The sequence below is a fragment of the Microvirga lotononidis genome (assembly GCF_034627025.1).
GTDB classification, from domain to species: Bacteria; Pseudomonadota; Alphaproteobacteria; order Rhizobiales; family Beijerinckiaceae; genus Microvirga; species Microvirga lotononidis.
In genome coordinates this window covers 767007-783790 of record NZ_CP141048.1, presented here as the reverse complement: position 1 = coordinate 783790, position 16784 = coordinate 767007, and the positions used below count along the sequence as shown (strand labels likewise).

20 protein-coding genes are annotated in these 16784 nt (G+C 64.5%); 10 read left to right on the top strand and 10 right to left on the bottom strand.

Going from position 1 to position 16784, the window contains the following annotated elements; genetic code table 11:
- Positions 1–2: 2 nt before the first annotated feature.
- On the bottom strand, positions 3–482 hold the full coding sequence (locus U0023_RS03650) for a tRNA (cytidine(34)-2'-O)-methyltransferase (protein ID WP_040638715.1): 480 nt from the start codon (positions 480–482) through the stop codon (positions 3–5).
- A gap of 277 nt (positions 483–759) precedes the next feature.
- On the opposite strand from U0023_RS03650, the gene petA reads away from it, so the two are divergent.
- The 7 genes from petA (at position 760) to U0023_RS03615 (ending at position 6557) form a co-directional block, all read left to right on the top strand.
- On the top strand, positions 760–1308 hold the full coding sequence (petA, locus tag U0023_RS03645; RefSeq protein WP_009763700.1) for a ubiquinol-cytochrome c reductase iron-sulfur subunit: 549 nt from the start codon (positions 760–762) through the stop codon (positions 1306–1308).
- Between the two features lie 26 nt (positions 1309–1334).
- Positions 1335–2615, top strand: coding sequence for a cytochrome b (locus U0023_RS03640; protein WP_009763701.1), 1281 nt, complete (start codon positions 1335–1337; stop codon positions 2613–2615).
- A 25-nt stretch (positions 2616–2640) separates the two neighbouring features.
- Positions 2641–3525: a cytochrome c1 gene (locus U0023_RS03635; protein WP_009763702.1), complete on the top strand. Its 885-nt coding sequence runs from the start codon at positions 2641–2643 to the stop codon at positions 3523–3525.
- Positions 3526–3604: 79 nt separating this feature from the next.
- The gene (locus tag U0023_RS03630) at positions 3605–4219 is read left to right on the top strand and encodes a 2'-5' RNA ligase family protein (protein WP_009763703.1); all 615 of its coding nucleotides are present in this window, start codon (positions 3605–3607) and stop codon (positions 4217–4219) included.
- A gap of 79 nt (positions 4220–4298) precedes the next feature.
- A complete protein-coding gene (locus U0023_RS03625; protein WP_009763704.1) occupies positions 4299–5183 on the top strand; it encodes an S-methyl-5'-thioadenosine phosphorylase in 885 nt (294 codons plus the stop codon).
- A gap of 239 nt (positions 5184–5422) precedes the next feature.
- On the top strand, positions 5423–5968 hold the full coding sequence (locus tag U0023_RS03620; RefSeq protein ID WP_009763705.1) for an adenine phosphoribosyltransferase: 546 nt from the start codon (positions 5423–5425) through the stop codon (positions 5966–5968).
- A gap of 10 nt (positions 5969–5978) precedes the next feature.
- A complete protein-coding gene (locus tag U0023_RS03615) occupies positions 5979–6557 on the top strand; it encodes an HD domain-containing protein (protein WP_009763706.1) in 579 nt (192 codons plus the stop codon).
- On the opposite strand, the gene U0023_RS03610 is transcribed toward U0023_RS03615, so the two are convergent.
- Positions 6554–7570 carry a MaoC family dehydratase gene (locus U0023_RS03610; protein ID WP_009763707.1) on the bottom strand — a complete coding sequence of 339 codons (1017 nt, stop codon included), beginning with the start codon at positions 7568–7570 and terminating at the stop codon, positions 6554–6556. The two genes, U0023_RS03615 and U0023_RS03610, sit on opposite strands and share 4 nt — an antisense overlap.
- 38 nt (positions 7571–7608) lie before the next feature.
- Positions 7609–8286 (bottom strand): deoxyribonuclease V, encoded by a 678-nt coding sequence (gene nfi, locus U0023_RS03605; RefSeq protein WP_009763708.1) that lies wholly within the window; start codon positions 8284–8286, stop codon positions 7609–7611.
- A 103-nt stretch (positions 8287–8389) separates the two neighbouring features.
- Between nfi and U0023_RS03600 the strand changes: the two genes are divergently transcribed.
- Positions 8390–8872, top strand: coding sequence for a group III truncated hemoglobin (locus U0023_RS03600; RefSeq protein ID WP_245272991.1), 483 nt, complete (start codon positions 8390–8392; stop codon positions 8870–8872).
- Positions 8873–8877: 5 nt separating this feature from the next.
- On the opposite strand, the gene U0023_RS03595 is transcribed toward U0023_RS03600, so the two are convergent.
- The 7 genes from U0023_RS03595 to U0023_RS03565 all read right to left on the bottom strand — a co-directional run bounded on the left by U0023_RS03595 (position 8878) and on the right by U0023_RS03565 (position 15015).
- On the bottom strand, positions 8878–9030 hold the full coding sequence (locus U0023_RS03595; protein WP_009763710.1) for a hypothetical protein: 153 nt from the start codon (positions 9028–9030) through the stop codon (positions 8878–8880).
- 215 nt (positions 9031–9245) lie between these two features.
- Positions 9246–10343, bottom strand: coding sequence for a redox-regulated ATPase YchF (ychF, locus tag U0023_RS03590; protein WP_040638717.1), 1098 nt, complete (start codon positions 10341–10343; stop codon positions 9246–9248).
- Between the two features lie 146 nt (positions 10344–10489).
- Positions 10490–11107 carry an aminoacyl-tRNA hydrolase gene (gene pth / locus U0023_RS03585; RefSeq protein WP_009763712.1) on the bottom strand — a complete coding sequence of 206 codons (618 nt, stop codon included), beginning with the start codon at positions 11105–11107 and terminating at the stop codon, positions 10490–10492.
- An 87-nt stretch (positions 11108–11194) separates the two neighbouring features.
- Positions 11195–11812, bottom strand: a complete 618-nt coding sequence (locus U0023_RS03580) for a 50S ribosomal protein L25/general stress protein Ctc (RefSeq protein WP_009763713.1) — start codon at positions 11810–11812, stop codon at positions 11195–11197.
- A gap of 359 nt (positions 11813–12171) precedes the next feature.
- On the bottom strand, positions 12172–13104 hold the full coding sequence (locus U0023_RS03575) for a ribose-phosphate pyrophosphokinase (protein WP_009763715.1): 933 nt from the start codon (positions 13102–13104) through the stop codon (positions 12172–12174).
- A 154-nt stretch (positions 13105–13258) separates the two neighbouring features.
- Positions 13259–13792 (bottom strand): hypothetical protein, encoded by a 534-nt coding sequence (locus U0023_RS03570; RefSeq protein ID WP_009763716.1) that lies wholly within the window; start codon positions 13790–13792, stop codon positions 13259–13261.
- 62 nt (positions 13793–13854) lie between these two features.
- Complete coding sequence (locus tag U0023_RS03565) at positions 13855–15015, bottom strand: benzoate/H(+) symporter BenE family transporter (RefSeq protein WP_009763717.1); 1161 nt, start codon at positions 15013–15015, stop codon at positions 13855–13857.
- Positions 15016–15180: 165 nt separating this feature from the next.
- Between U0023_RS03565 and U0023_RS03560 the strand changes: the two genes are divergently transcribed.
- On the top strand, positions 15181–15981 hold the full coding sequence (locus U0023_RS03560; RefSeq protein ID WP_009763718.1) for a hypothetical protein: 801 nt from the start codon (positions 15181–15183) through the stop codon (positions 15979–15981).
- Positions 15982–16770, top strand: a complete 789-nt coding sequence (locus U0023_RS03555) for a M10 family metallopeptidase C-terminal domain-containing protein (protein WP_009763719.1) — start codon at positions 15982–15984, stop codon at positions 16768–16770.
- Positions 16771–16784 lie beyond the last annotated feature (14 nt).

The window sequence follows — 16784 nt, the reverse complement described above, 5'->3', positions numbered from 1 at the left end:
CTTCAGGTTTCTGGAAGAGTGGCTTGCGGGAACGTGTTCGTCTGTCTCAGGGCCTCGCCGAGGATCATGGCGGCGGTCACGGCGACGTTGAGGGAGCGAAGGCCGGGCTGCATGGGGATGACCACCCGGGCATCGGCCGCCCGGTGCACCTCCTCCGGCACGCCGGCGGATTCGCGGCCGACCAGGATGATGTCGTCGGGCTGGTAGGCGAAATCGACGTAAGGGACGGCGCCCTTGGTGGTGGTCAGGATCAGGCGGCTCTTCGCGTCCTGCCGCCATTCCTCGAAGGTGCGCCAGGAGATGTGCCGCGTGATCGCGACGCGGTTGAGATAATCCATCCCGGAGCGTCGCAGGTTCCGGTCCGAGACGTCGAAGGCCGCAGGTTCGATGATCTCCACCGGCACGCCGAGGCAGGCGGCGAGGCGCAGCATGGTGCCGGTGTTCTGCGGGATGTCCGGCTGATAGATGGCGAGACGGGGCATGGGCCCGTCATCGGGGCATCGGGCCCCGTCGTCAAGGGAGTGCGTGAGGGCGCGGGAGCGGCGGCATTTTGCGCCACAGGCTGGAACAACTCCAATCCGGCTATGGACAGGCGGGCTTGGCCGTGCCAAAGAGCCACCGCGCGGCGACTCCCAGTCGCATTGCGCGCGCGTCGCCGCGCATGCTTGTTCCATTGCGGACCTCGTGTGCCAAATGCCTTGGCTCCCAAGGTGTTGCCGATGCGCGGTTCTCGTTTTTTGACCAATGCTGGAGAGCCAAGTGGCCGAGACCACCACTCATGTCGCTGAGCCGACACGGCGCGATTTCCTCTACATCGCCACGGGCGCAGCTGCCGTTGTCGGCGGAGCCACCCTGGTATGGCCCTTCGTGCAGTCGTTGGCGCCCGACGCGGCGACGGTGGCTGCCGGCGCCCCCGTCGAGGTTGACCTGACCCCCATCGCCGAAGGGCAGATCGTCAAGGTTTTCTGGCGCGGCAAGCTGATCTTCATCCGTCACCGCACGCCCGAGGAGATCAAGGCCGCCGAGGACGTGAACGTCGCCTCCCTGCGCGACCCGCAGGCCGACTCGGCCCGCGTGAAGCCGGGCAAGGCCCAGTGGCTCATCGTGTACGGCAACTGCACCCATCTGGGCTGCGTGCCGCTCGGCCAGCAGGGTGAGTATCATGGCTGGTTCTGCCCGTGCCACGGCTCGATCTTCGACACCTCCGGGCGCGTCCGCGGCGGCCCGGCGCCGATCAACCTGCCGATTCCGCCCTATACCTTCACGTCGGACACGAAGATCGTGATCGGCCAAGAAGCCACGGCGTAACTGAAAGCGACGATCAGGCGATATCCATGAGCGCACATCCCACAACTTACGTTCCCAAGAGCGCCTTCGGTAAGTGGTTCGAGAGCCGTTTGCCCATCGCAGGCCTCATCCACTCGTCCTTCATTGCGTTCCCGGTTCCGCGGAACCTGACCTATTTCTGGACCTTCGGCGCCATTCTGGTGTTCATGCTCGTCGCGCAGATCGTGACCGGCGTGTTCCTGGCGATGTACTACACGCCGAACGCCGGTCTCGCCTTCCAGTCCGTCGAGCACATCATGCGCGACGTGAACTACGGCTGGCTGATCCGCTATCTGCACGCCAACGGCGCGTCGATGTTCTTCGTGGCCGTCTACGTGCACATCTTCCGGAACTTCTACTACGGCTCCTACAAGGCGCCCCGTGAGGTTCTCTACATCCTCGGCGTGATCATCTTCCTGCTGATGATGGCCACCGCGTTCATGGGCTACGTGCTTCCCTGGGGCCAGATGAGCTTCTGGGGCGCCACCGTGATCACGAACCTCTTCTCGGCGATCCCGGTCGTCGGCGACACCATCGTGAGCTACCTCTGGGGCGGCTACTCGGTGGGCAACCCGACCCTGAACCGCTTCTTCTCCCTGCACTACCTGCTGCCCTTCATGATTGCGGGCGTCGTGATCCTGCACATCTGGGCACTGCACGTGCCGGGCCAGAACAACCCGACCGGCATCCCGATCAAGTCGGGCAAGGACGCGGTTCCCTTCACCCCCTATGCGACGATCAAGGACGTCTTCGCCGTCGTCGTGTTCATGATCTTCTTCGCCTACTGGGTGTTCTACATGCCGAACTATCTCGGCCATGCGGACAACTACATCCCGGCGAACCCGGCCGTGACGCCCGCGCATATCGTTCCGGAATGGTACTTCCTGCCGTTCTACGCGATCCTGCGCGCCATCCCCGACAAGCTCGGCGGCGTCATCGCCATGGGCGCGGCCATCGTGATCTGGTGCTTCATGCCCTGGCTCGACACCTCCAAGGTCCGCTCCACGGCCTACCGCCCGCTCTACAAGCAGTTCTTCTGGATCTTCGTGATCGTGTGCTTCCTGCTCGGCTGGCTGGGTTCCCGCCCGGCTGAGGGCTGGTACGTGATCGCCTCCCAGATCTGCACGGTCTACTACTTCGCCCACTTCCTGATCATCCTGCCGGTGCTCGGCTTCGTCGAGCGTCCGCTGCCGCTGCCGAATTCGATCCTCGAATCCGTCATGGGTGTTCAGAAGGGCGGAGCGGGCATTCCGGCCGGCGCCAATCCCGAACCGCATTCCAAGGGCTGACGCGAGAGTCGAGGAAACAGAAACTATGATGAAGCGTACTCTTCTCATCGCAGCCGCCGTCCTCGGCCTGGCCGCTCCGGCCTTCGCTGCCGGCGAGACCCCGGTCCCGCCAATCCACAAGTGGAGCTTCTCGGGTCCGTTCGGTACTTTCGACCGGGCCCAGCTCCAGCGCGGCTTCAAGGTCTACCGGGAGGTCTGCTCCTCTTGCCACGGCCTGAGCTACGTGGCCTTCCGCAACCTGCACCAGCCCGGTGGTCCGGAGTTCTCCGAGGCCCAGGTCCGTGCCCTGGCGGCGGAATACAAGATCCAGGACGGCCCGAACGAGGCCGGCGACATGTTCGAGCGTCCGGGTCGCCCGGCCGATCACTTCCCGTCGCCGTTCCCGAACGAGAACGCCGCCGCCGCGGCGAACGGCGGCAAGGCTCCGCCGGACCTGTCCCTGATGCCCAAGGCCCGTACCTACGAGCGTGGCTTCCCCTGGTTCATCACCGACGTGTTCCGTCAGTACTCGGAGAATGGCGCGGACTACGTGACGGCGCTGCTGAACGGCTACGAGGAGCCGCCGCAGGGCTTCACGGTGCCTCAGGGTGGTCATTACAACCACTACTATCCGGGCCACGTGATCGCCATGCCGAAGCCGCTCAGCGACGGTCAGGTCGAGTATCCGAAGAACGAGGCCGGCCAGCCTCAGGTGCCGGAGACCGTGGATCAGTACGCCCGCGACGTCACGGCCTTCCTGATGTGGACGGCGGAACCGCACCTCGAGGCCCGCAAGCGCCTCGGCTTCCAGGTCATCCTGTTCCTGATCGTCCTGTCCGGCCTGCTCTACTTCACCAAGAAGAAGGTGTGGGCCCGGGTGGGCGGCGAGGTCGAAGGCCACGCGACGCCTCCGATGACCCACAATCCCTAAAGACCAGGATCAAGGCCCCGCTTCGGGGCCTTTTTCTTTTCGGGTGACAGGATGCCGGGCCGCCTCTATCCCGGTTCTCATGTTGCAGACGATCGCCGACGATATCTGGGGCCAGCCCTGCCTCGCCTACCATGTCCAACCGAGCCTGGAGCCCGAGACACGGGAGGCCTTCGCGCAGGTGCAGCGGAGCTTCGCGGAACTCTGGCCCGAGCCGCTGCATGTAGGTCCCAAGCCCGGGCTCCACGTCACCATCTATCCCCTGGTGATGGTGAAAGGCGACTTCGACAAGGACCGGTACTGGCGCAGCATCGCCGGCCAGGCCAGCGACCTCCTGGAGGAACTCTGCACGGGCCATCGGGCCCTGGAACTGCGCTTCTCCCGCCTCAAGGTCACGGACACGGCCGTCATCGCGACGGCAACCGACGAGACGGGCCTGATCGACGCCATCCGCGAGAGGATCGTCAATGAGATTCCACCGCCGCCGGGCCGGAAGCCGATCATTTACGACCTGATCCATACGACCCTCGCGCGATATCGGACGAGTACGGCGGTTCCCGACGAGGTGGTCGAACGCGTCGAGCGCCTTCCGGTCGGTGTCACGGCGCCCGTGAGGCAGATTCGGCTCGTGCGCGAGACGCTCTTTCCCTGCCTCGCGACCGACGAGATCGCCGCGATCTCTCTGTCGGGCCGGTGACGAGCCACGACAGAGCGGCTTGGGTCAAGTCCTGCCGTCGGCTATGAAGACCGGGGACCAAGGCAGGCGAGGATTCGAGATGGCGAAGGCGGTACTAGGCATCATCGGCGGATCGGGGGTCTACGACCTGCCGGGGCTCGAGGATATTCGCGAAATGCGGATCGATTCCCCCTGGGGCGAGCCTTCGGACGTGCTGCGCGTCGGGCGCATCGGCAGGACCGAAGTCGCCTTCCTGCCACGCCACGGGCGGGGGCACCGCCTCTCGCCATCGGACATCAACTACCGGGCCAATATCGACGTGATGAAGCGCGCGGGCGTCACCGACCTGATCTCCGTCTCGGCCTGCGGCTCGTTCAAGGACGAGTATTATCCCGGCTTCTTCGTCCTGGTGGACCAGTATGTGGACCGGACACACAGGCGCGAAAGCTCGTTCTTCGGCCGGGGCTGCGTCGCTCATGTGCCCATGGCGCACCCGGTCGGGCCGCTCCTGCGCCAGCGCATCGCCGATGCCGCCGTGGCCGAGAAGATCCCGTTCTCCCTCAATGGGACGCTGGTCTGCATCGAGGGGCCCCAGTTCTCCACCTATGCCGAGTCGATCACCTACAAGAACCTCGGCTACGACGTGATCGGCATGACGGCGATGCCAGAGGCGAAGCTCGCCCGCGAGGCCGAGATCACCTATGCGACGGTCGCCATGGTGACCGATTACGATTGCTGGCATGAGGAGCACGATGACGTGGACGTGGCCTCCGTCGTCGCCGTCGCGCACCAGAACGCCCGGAAGGTGGCCGGCCTGATCGCCCGCGTCGCCCGGGATTTCCCGGCCGAGCACGAGCCGTGCCCCGTGGGTTCGGACCGGGCGCTCGACGGCGCGATCATGACCGCCCCCTCGGCTCGCGATCCGGAGCTTCTGAAAAAGCTCGATGCGGTGGCCGGCAGGGTCCTGAAAGCGCCGGCAACCTAGCGCATCGTCCAGCCCATGTGGCCGAAGCCGAAGACGGCCCCGAAGATCCAGCTGATGAACGCCAGGACGAAGCTCACGATGATGGCGGCCGGGATCACGGCGAGCGAAGCCTTGACGAAGAAGAGAACAAGGCTTCCAAAGGGAATATCGATATCGGTCAGAACGGTTCAGGAGGGTTGTTCGGCCATGGCACGGCTCCTCGGATAACCTCAACAATTCTACCTATGACAGGCTCAAACATGGACCAGCGTCTCATCACCGACCTGAAGGCCGCAATCCGGTCGATCCCGGATTATCCGAAGCCCGGCGTCGTCTTCCGGGACATCACGACCTTGTTGGGCGATGCCCGGGCCTTCCGCCGGGCGGTGGACGAGCTCGTCCATCCCTTCGCGGGCGGGCGCGTCGACAAGGTGGCGGGAATCGAGGCGCGGGGCTTCATCCTCGGCGGCGCCATCGCGCACCAGCTCTCCTCGGGCTTCGTGCCGATCCGCAAGAAGGGCAAGCTGCCCCATGAGACGGTGCGGATCGCCTATTCGCTCGAATACGGAGTCGACGAGATGGAGATCCACACCGATGCCATCGGCCAGGGCGAGCGGGTGATCCTCGTGGACGACCTCATCGCCACAGGCGGCACGGCCGTCGCCGCGACCCAGCTCCTGCGCCAGATGGGCGCCAACATCGTGGCGGCCTGCTTCATCATCGACCTTCCCGATCTCGGCGGCGCGAAGAAGCTGCGCGACCTCGGCGTCGAAGTGCGCAGCCTCGTGAGCTTCGAAGGACATTGAGGGGGCGCCGATGACAGGTGACCGCCTTCTGGGAGCGCTGGAATTCCTGCGCGAGGCAGAGAGGCTCAAGGGCACTCTGCGCAGCGGCTTCACCTCGACTGGGCGTCAGGAGAGCACGGCCGAGCACACGTGGCGCCTGTGCCTCATGGCGCTCGTGCTCTCGGACGAGTTCGAGGGCGTCGATCTCCTGCACCTGATCAAGCTCTGCATCGTCCACGATCTCGGCGAGGCCCTGAGCGGCGACATTCCGGCCATCCTGCAGACGGAGGGGATGGACAAGTCCGCCCAGGAGAGGGCCGACCTGCAGATCCTGACCCGGGCGCTCCACCCCGACAAGCGCGACGAGATCCTGGCCCTGTGGGAGGAATACGAGGCGGCCTCGTCGCCTGAGGCGGTACTGGCCAAGGGCCTCGACAAGCTGGAGACTATCCTCCAGCACAACCAGGGTCGGAATCCAGCGGATTTCGACTACGCGTTCAACCTCGGCTACGGGCGAAAGCAGACGTCGGCCCATCCCGTTCTCGCCGGGATCCGGACGGTCCTGGACGAGGAGACGCGCGCAAGGGCGGAGGCTTCGAAGGCGGGTTAAGCCCGCCTTTCCCAGAACACCATGCCGTCGAAGGCGAACACCTCTTCGCCGTGCTGGTTCGTGCCGGTGTTGTGGTGGAACACCAGCCCCCAGCCGGGCCGCGAGGCCGAGGCGCGCTTGGAGGACACGGTCGTGCGGTAGGTGATCGTGTCCCCCGCATAGACGGGCTTGAGCCATTTCAGGTTGGAGAAGCCCGGGGAGGGCCCGAGCCGCGCGGGCCGGCCCCCATGGGCCAGCGCATAGGCGCGGATGCGGTCGCGGTAGCCGACCATCTGCTTCATCCAGACGCTCGCCGTATGCCAGCCCGAGGCGCAAAGCCCTCCGAACAGGCTGTCCTTCGCGGCCTCTGCGTCCACGTGGAAGCGCTGCGGGTCGAATTGCCGGGCAAAGCCGACGATGTCGTCGGGCGTGAAGGTGTGGGAGCCGAGCTCCTCCGTCTCGCCGATCACGAGATCCTCGAAGAACGGGTTGGAGGAGATATGCGGCAGCTCCCGCTCCGGCGCTTGGTCCGGCATAGCGGCGGCGGCCGCGGACAGGACGCCTCGGCCCGCTCCCCTGACGGGTTCCGCGTCGCGGCGGCCGAACATGATCCAGTTTTTCTGCGCGAAGACGGTCTCGTCCTCCTGGTTCAGCATCTCGAACTGGAAGCGCACGAGACCGAGGGAGGGACGGCTCGCCGACGGGCGGCTCTCGAGGATCGTCATGCGCGAGCGCAGGGCATCCCCCGGCCTGACGGGCTTCAGCCACTTCACCTCCTCGATCCCCGGAGAGCCCAGGGACGTGGAATCGAGAATCACCTCGTCGGCCAGAAGGCGCATATTGATGCTGCAGGTATGCCAGCCCGAGGCGATGAGCGTGCCAATGAAGCTGTCCTTGGCCGCGACCTCGTCCACGTGGAAGGGCTGCGCGTCGTATTCCCGCGCGAAGGCGAGCAGCGCCTCCTTGGTGACGATGGTAGGGCCGAGCATCCGGGTGGCGCCGGGCGTGAAATCTTCGAAAGCGTAACGGGGCATGGTCTCGATCGATGCGGGTTGAGCGTATCGCCTCAGGGTCAGGCCGGAAGGGGACTGAATTGTCCAGCCGCGTTGTGCGCCAGGCGGATTGGTTCGGGCAAGCGATACTTTGGAGAACAGCGCAGGACGAGTTCCGCCGCCGTGGGAATATCGGCCAAGTGCCCGGGAGAGATGAACATGGGGTTCTTGGCCGTGCGGGTGCGCAAAGCCACGCCGATGGTCTCCCTGCGGTCGATCAGGGGGGCGGCGGAGCCCTTCTCCTCGCCCAGGTCCTTGTAGCGTCCGCACAGGAGCGTCTTGCCGCAGCCGATGGTGGGGCGCTGCAGCCACAGGCCCATGTGGCTGGCGATGCCGATGCGGCGGGGATGGGCGATGCCCATGCCGTCGAAGAGGAAGACGTCTGGCTCGGACCTCAGTTTCTCGAAGGCTTCTTCGAGGACCGGCCCTTCGCGGAAGCTCAGGAGGCCCGGCACATAGGGAAAGGGCGTCGGGCGCTGCGCCAGGACGGTCTCGACCGGCAGGAATCCCGGATAGGTGACCACCACGATGGCCGCCTGCGACTGCTCGTTCTTCACGCTCACGTCGACGCCGGCCACGAGCCTGACCGCATCGAGATCGATGGGCCGGTCGGACACGACCTCGGTTCTCAGCTGCTGCTGGAGGGCGATGGCCTCGGAGGGGGTAAGGTTCCAGTCGTGGCGGTGATGAAGCTGCATGGCGACGCATTGAAGATGACGAAGCTTCAACGCTCAAGATTCCGGAACGATCCGGATTGATCTGGATCATGGCGGAAGGGACAATTCGTCCTTTGTGGGCGGGTTGACCCGAGCCGGGGATGCGATCATCTCCGGTGAGATCGAGCAGGAGAAAGGCACATTGGCCCATTCAGCCGCCACAGGCCGCAGCATTCCGATCATCAGCCCGGCCGAGGGCGTCTCGGAGGAGCTGATCCGCGAGCTTGTGGAGACCTTCTACGACCGGGTGATCCGCGATCCGGAACTCGGCCCCATCTTCCACAAGGCGCTCTCCGGCCGCTGGAGCCGGCATCTGGCGCTGATGGTGGATTTCTGGTCGTCGATCGCGCTCAGGACCGGCCGCTACCAGGGCAAGCCCCAGGCGGCGCATTTCGGCCTTCAGCTCACGCCGGAGCTGTTCACCCGCTGGCTGTCCCTGTTCGAGGCGACGGCCCACGAGCTCTGCGAGCCGGATGTGGCGGATTTCTTCGTCGACCGGGCGCGGCGCATCGCGGAGAGCCTGCAGATCGGCCTCGGGATCGGACCGAAGGCCCTGCGGCTGCCCTAAGGGACCTATCTCTCCCACCATTCGAGCTTGTCGGGGCCTTGCTTGGGAAGCAGGGCCGAGATGCCGATCATGAGAAAACCGCAGGCCATGAGAACGCCGACGAAGAATTCGGCTTGGCCGAGCCCGGGAGAGACGAAGGTGTCGAATAAAGCCTGCATGGATCACATCCTTGATGCAGGCCTTGTCGCATGGCGGCCCTGAACGGACGAAAAAGCGCGCGTTCAGGAAATTGACAGGTTGCTGAAGGGGCTTGTTCACCCTTCCTGTCATCACCGGCCTTGTGCCGGTGATCTCGATTGGAAAAGCACAGCGCTTAAAATTATCGGTATGGCCGACACAAGGCCGGCCATGACGTGGAGAAACGTCCGGTGCCTTAGGTATTGAACCGGAAGTGCATCACGTCGCCGTCCTGCACGGTGTATTCCTTGCCTTCCAGCCGCAGCTTGCCGGCATCGCGCGCGCCCGCTTCGCCCTTGAGCGTGGTGTAGTCCACATAGGCGATGGTCTCGGCGCGGATGAAGCCCTTCTCGAAATCCGTGTGGATCACGCCGGCCGCGGCAGGAGCCTTGGTGCCCTTGGTGATCGTCCAGGCGCGGGCTTCCTTGGGACCGACGGTGAAGTAGGTGATGAGGCCGAGGAGTTCGTAGCCGGCGCGGATCACGCGGTTGAGGCCGGGCTCCTCGAGGCCCACGGCTTCGAGATATTCCTTCTGCTCGTCGGGCGGCAGAACGGCGATCTCGCTCTCGATCTTGGCGGAGACGACCACGGCCTTTGCGCCTTCTTCCTTGGCCCGCTCGAACACGCGCGCCGAGAACGCGTTGCCCTTGTCGGCGGAGGCCTCCTCGACGTTGCAGACGTACAGAACGGGCTTGGAGGAGAGAAGGCCCAGCATCTGGAACAGGCGCTCTTCCTCGACCTTCCGCTCCACCATGCGAGCGGGCTTGCCGTCGCGCAGAAGGGGCAGGGTGCGGTTGACGAGGTCGAGGGTTTCCTTGGCTTCCTTGTCGTTGCCCTTGGCCTTCTTCTCGAGCGCGGTGACGCGCTTCTCGAGGCTGTCCAGGTCGGCCAGCATCAGCTCGGTCTCGATGGTCTCGATATCGGCAATGGGATCGATCTTGCCTTCGACGTGCGTGATGTCCGTGTCCTCGAAGCAGCGCACCACATGGGCGATGGCATCGACCTCACGGATATTCGCGAGGAACTGGTTGCCGAGACCTTCGCCGCGGGACGCGCCGCGCACGAGACCCGCGATGTCCACGAAGGTGAGGCGGGTCGGGATGATCTGCGCCGAGCTCGCGATGGCTGCGAGCTGGTCGAGCCGCTCATCCGGCACGGCCACGTCGCCCACATTGGGCTCGATGGTGCAGAACGGATAATTGGCAGCCTGCGCGGCGGCGGTCTGCGTCAGCGCGTTGAAGAGGGTGGACTTGCCGACATTCGGCAGGCCGACGATGCCCATCTTGAAGCCCATGGCCTCGCTCCTTGTCATGGCCGGCCTCCGCCGGCGTGAATGTCTGGAGCATCGGACGTGAAATCGAACTCACGCCCCACGCTCTCATCGTTTGTTCTTTCACATCTGCCCGCGCAGAACCGGTTCCCGTTTTTGCGCTCGATGCTCTATTTCTCGGCGGCCTTTTCGCCCGGCCGCTTTACGTCGGTCCAGCCTCTCGCCTCCATGGCGAGGTGGACCTTGTTCTGGAAACTTCCGTCCTCTCCCTTGGCGAGGAGGGCGGCGTTGTCCGCGATGATCCGGCACAGGTCGTCGACCCAGGCCTCTTCGCTCTTCCCGAAATCGCCCAGCACATGGTTCTGCACGAGCGCCTTGTGGCCCGGATGGCCGATGCCGAGGCGCACGCGGCGATAATCGTTGCCGCAATGAGCCGAGATCGAGCGCAGGCCGTTATGGCCGGCATTGCCGCCGCCGATCTTGACGCGCAGCTTGGCCGGGGGAAGGTCGAGTTCGTCGTAGAAGACCGTCACGTCGTGCAGGGGAATCTTGAAGAAGTTCTGCGCCTCTCCCACCGCCTGGCCAGACAGGTTCATGTAGGTCTGCGGCTTGATCAGCAGGACCTTCTCAGCCCCGATCACCGCGTCGGCCGTCTCCGCCTGGAAGCGCTTGCGCCAAGGGCCCGCGTTGTGCACGCGCGCAATCTCGTCCACGGCCATGAAACCGATGTTGTGGCGGTTTCTGGCGTAGCGCGATCCGGGATTGCCGAGGCCGACGAAGAGGCGCATCGCTTGGTCCTGCTCATAAGAAACGCTCCGGCCTTGCGGTCGGAGCGTCGAAGCCGGTCGATGGGCTTGAAACGCCCGATGAGGCCTTTAGGCCGCCGGGGTGCCTTCGGCAGCCGCCGGAGCCGCTTCCTCTTCCTTCAGGCCGGTCGGGGCCACGACGGTGACGAGGGTGAGGTTCTCGGTGGAGGTCGCCTTGGCGCCATTCGGCAGCTTGATGTCTTCAAGGTGAACCGAGGAGCCGATGTCCAGACCTTCGACCGAAGCCTCGATGTAGTCCGGAATCGCGTCGGGGGACACCGCGAGTTCCACCGTGTGCTCCACGACCTGGAGCGTGCCGCCGCGCTTCACGCCGGGGCTCTTCTCCTGGCCGACCACGTGCACCGGAACCACGACCTTGATCGTCTGGCCGGCGGAAACGCGCAGGAAGTCGACGTGGATCGGGAAGTCGCGCACCGGGTCGAGCTGGTAGTCGCGCGGAATGGCGCGGACCGTCTGGCCGTTCACGTCGATCTCGAAGATCGTGGTCAGGAAGTGACCGGCGAAGATCAGCTGCTTGGTCTGGTTGAAGTCGAGGGCGATCGCCTGGGCGGCTTGGCCGGCTCCGTAGATGACGGCGGGAACTTGGCCTTGGCGACGAACGGCCCGGGCGGCCCCCTTGCCGCTCCGGTCGCGCGCCACGGCCTTGATTTGCTTAATTTCGCTCATGGTCGTGGTCCTTAAAATGGGAGTTAAAAACCGATGGCCGCCCGGGCTCTTTTAAAGAACCAGCCGGCGGCCATGAGGTCCGCGCCCGTGCCTCCAAGGGTGTCGAGCGGGCGCGAGGCGGCTTATAGGGGAAAGCGCCCTGGAATGCAAGGAAGCCTCGAGGACGGACCCTCATGGTCGGGATGTCCCACACGCCACGTCCTGGCCGTCGCCGGACTTGATCCGGGGATCAGTCCCGACCATCCCGCCTGCCTAAAGCGCCGCGGCATCCAGATCGGGATCACCGGCACAAGGCCGGTGATGACGTGGAGGGATTTCCCGACGCGCCAGGCAAGGGAAGACTGATGGCGCGTTCCCGCTCAGTCGAACAGGCTCGACACCGAGCTTTCCGTCGCCGTGCGGCCGATGGCCTCGCCCATGAGGGACGCGATGGAGATGACCCGGATGTTGTGGGCCACCTTCACGGCTTCGGTCGGCATGATGGAATCGGTGATCACGAGCTCCTTCAGGCGGGAGCTTGCGATGCGGGCCACCGCGCCGCCGGAGAGCACGCCGTGGGTGATGTAGGCGTAGACCTCCTTGGCGCCGTTGGCCAGGAGGGCGTCGGCGGCGTTCACCAGGGTGCCGCCGGAATCGACGATGTCGTCGACGAGGATGCAGGAGCGGCCGGACACGTCGCCGATGATGTTCATGACTTCGGACTCACCGGGGCGCTCGCGGCGCTTGTCCACGATGGCGAGCTGGGCGTCGATGCGCTTGGCGAGCGCGCGAGCGCGCACCACACCACCCACGTCGGGCGAGACCACCATGCGGTTGCCGCCTTCGAGGTGATCCTTGATATCGCGTGCGAGCGCCGGGGCCGAGAACAGATTGTCGGTCGGGATGTCGAAGAAACCCTGGATCTGGCCGGCATGGAGATCCAGCGTCAGCACACGGTCGACACCCGCATGCGTGATGAGGTTGGAGACCAGCTTGGCCGAGATCGGCGTGCGGCCCGACATGCGCCGGTCTTGCCGGGCGTAACCAAAATAGGGAATCACAGCCGTGATGCGCTTTGCCGAAGAGCGGCGAAGCGCATCCGTGATGATGAGGAGTTCCATTAGGTGGTCGTTCGTGGGGAACGAGGTCGACTGGATGATGAACACGTCCTCGCCGCGCACATTCTCCTGAATCTCGACGAAGACTTCCATGTCCGCGAAGCGCTTGACCTGGGCCTTGGCCAACGGGACATTGAGATAGGCGGAGATGGCCTCCGCCAGCGGACGATTGGAATTTCCCGCAACGAGCTTCATGCAAGCAACTTTGGCTTCGAGTGACCGATAACACCCGCTGCGCAACGCCATAATCCCTGCACGGCTGGGCGCAAGGCTCTTAGCAGCGATAAGGAGCCGTCACAATACATGGAAGGCTTCCAATCCGCTGCAAGTTTGGCTCGCTGCCATGCGCTTATTGCATTGCAACAACGGAATCGTCGCTTGGGCCCGCCGCCGTTTGAATGGCTGTTTCGGGGGCGGCCGGGGTTTCGGAGGCTGTTTCCGATTTCGAGGCGGTCAGGAACTCGGCGATTTCGTCCATGCTGGCCTGCGCCAGCTTGGCGAGTGCCGCCTTGTCGAGTGTCGAGATCGACGATGCCGGGACAGGGCTCGATCCGGCCAGGCGCTTGGCCCGGCGCTTCTGGGAATCGAACACGTCCCAGACATAGGCCACCTTGGTCTCCCCATCCTCGGTTGAGCTCGAGAGATAGCCGCGAACCCGGTAGCGCGCCTGGGCGCTGGCGCCCACGAGATCGACCTTGCGGTCGGTGGCGGCATTGGTGAGTTCGTCGACGAGGGCGGTGCGGATGGGGGCCGGGGCTCCGTCGATGCTCTCCAGGGCCACGGGAACGCCTTCCGGCGACTCGCCGAGCGGTCCCTGGCAGGCTCCCAGAGCCGCCGTCAGGACCAGGGCGGCCAACAGCCCCGCACGCTTCATCCCCGCCATGAGAGTCCCCGTTCTTGTTCTTCGTAACGAAGTCTTAAGCTTAACGGAGGCCGCCGTCCAGATCAGCCGCGCTTGCGCAAGGCGAGGGCCACGAAATCGAGCCCGAGCGTCGCGAGACCGGCCACGAGGCCCCAGAAGGCCGAGCCGATGCCAAAGAGGGTGAGGCCGGAGGCCGTGACCACGAGGGTGACGATGGCCGGGAACCGCTGGGATGCCTCCGAGAGGGCAGAGGTCAGGGCACCCATGAAAGCTCCCATGAGGGCCAAGCCCGCAACCGTCTTGATCAGTTCCGGGGGGAGCGCGGCGATCACGCCGATGAGCGCGGCGCTGAAGGCGGCGAAGACGAGGTAACTCAGAGCATAGAACGGGCCGACCATCCAGCGCTTCGCCGGGTCGGGATGGGTGTCGGGGCCGGTGCAGATCGCGGCCGAAATCGCCGCGAGGTTGCTGGTATGGGCGCCGAAGAAGGCCGTCACGATCGAGGCGAGACCGGTCACGGCGAGAATCGGGCTGGAGGGCGGCTCGTAGCCCGACGCCTTCAGCACCGCGAAGCCCGGGAGATTCTGCGAGGCCATCGTCACCAGGAACAGCGGCAGCCCGAGGCCGATGAGGGCCGTGAGGTCCCAGGCGGGGGCGATGAAGGTGAGGGTGGACAGGGCGAGGTCTGACGTGACCGGCCGGGCCATGCCGCCACCGAAGGCGATGCCGAGGCCGACGAAGAGCACCGCCAGCACGGCAAGGGCCGGATTGAACAGGCGAACCACGAGAAAGATGCCGGCGAGGGGCAGGACGAGGCCGGGCGCGCCTTGAGCGCTCTGGAAGACCCCGACGACGAACTGCAGCAGGACGCCCGCCAGCATCGCGGCGGCAATGGAGGTGGGAATCCGTTCGATCATCCGTCCGAAGGGCCTGATGAAGCCCGCCAGCACGATGAGACTGCCCGCCAGGAGGAAGGCCCCGACCGCCGCGTGGATGGAGATGCCGGTGGAGGCCGCGATCAAGGCCGCGCCGGGCGTCGACCAGGCGGTCACGACGGGCATCCGGTAGCGGACGCTTAAGTATCCGGCCGTCGCCGCCATGGAGAGGCACAGGGCCGCCACCCAGGACGAGGTCTGCGCCGCATCGGCTCCAACCGCCTGGGCGGCCGCGATGATGATGGCAATGGTGCTGCCGAACCCGACCAAGGCCGCGACGACGGCTGACGTGACGATCGACAGGCGCATGACCGGCTTCTCCGCAGGAATGGGAGCTGAGCCGTTTAGCTGGAGTACGGAGGATAGTCTACGCGGGTGCTGTGGAGCGAGAGGGCTGAGTGGAGAATCCGGGATCCTAGACTGACATTACAATATATAGTAACTAAGCTCCATGTGGCCTCTTGGAATTGAACGATGTCTTTGACCCGCAGCGGTGCTGAATGGAAAGTTGGCACCAATTCGCTCTACTTTGGGACAACCCTGACGAATGGAAATGTTCTCTTCCTTGGGGTCCAAACCAACTTTGGCGGGGACAAGGAACTGATCGGCCAAGCCGTCTCTCCTGCCGGAGTCCCCGTCGGCTCGAGCTTTGTTCTTCAGTCCATCGGGACAGGGGAGATAGCCGGTCCTGTGGCCACGCCCCTGGCCAATGGACGCTTCGCAATCGCCTGGCAACGCCTGATCCGTGGACCCGACAACAATTCGACATCGGATGACATCGCCGTCCTGGAAACGGGGATTTTCAATTCCGATGGGTCTGTCTACAAAGCACCCGTTCAAGTCGGTTCAAGCAACGCGCATGATCCGATGATCACGTCCCTTGCTAATGGCGGCTATGCTTTGAGCTACGACGATGGCGGCACCAGGAGCATTGCCTTCGATCGAAGTGGGACCCCGGGAGCGGTCGCCACCATTTCTCCCGCGCAAACCTATGCGCCCGCCGGTCTGAGGGGAGGCGGCTATGTTACCGTCGTTACAGGCTTGGCGGCATCGGGATCGGAAACGGAGATCAAAGCGTATCTCCGTCACCCCAATGGCACGATGACCGAGACACTCATCAAGAAGCTGCCGGGCAACGATATTTATCCAGGTGCACAGGTTGTTGGGCTGACAGACGGGAATTTCGTCGTCGCATGGCGAGTGGCAAACGCTGACGGATCCCAGGCGATCAAGGCACAGGTTGTCAGCTCCCAGGGAACATTGATCGGAACCTAGGTGACCCTCGATCATGTTGCAAGCGGGGACCTGAGCAACATCAAGCTTGGGGCGCTCCTGGACGGAGGCTTCGCGCTTGTCGCCGATACCTTCGTTGGGAACGACTTCAACGTCACTGTTGCAACCTACTCATCGACAGGCGCCGCCGTTACGCCGCCCATGCTCGCGCATTCCAGTGCGGAAGGGCTTCAGTCGTTCGGGCTGCTCGGCGTCTTGAATGATGGGCGTCTGTTGGTGAGCTGGCTCGACTACGAAAGGGGAATTCAATTCCATTTTCAAGTCTTCGACACCGGTTACGTGGCGCCTCCCGGGACCGACCCATCGAGCACTTTCGGCTTCATCCGAGTGGGCACCAAGGGCAAGAATGCGCTCACGGGCGGGGCCGGGGACGACAAGTTCTATGGCGGCTACGGCAACGACAAGCTCACGGGCCTGGACGGCGCCGACGTGTTCGTCTTCAACGCCAAGCTCGGCACGGCTCTGACGGACCGCAAGGTGAACTTCGACACGATCACCGACTTCAAGCCCGGCGAGGACAAGATCTGGCTCGACAATGCCATCTTCAAGAAGCTCGGCAAGAAGGGCTCGGAAACGGCGCCCGCGGCGCTGAACAAGAAGTTCTTCAAGATCGGCAAGCAGGCCGGGGACAAGGACGATTACGTGGTCTACGACAAGAAGACCGGCATCCTCTCCTACGACGCGGACGGCTCCGGCGCGAAGGCAGCCATCGAGATCGCCAAGCTCACCAGGAACCTCAAGCTGAGCCATCTCGACTTCGCGATCGTCTGAGCGCTCGCTCTCCA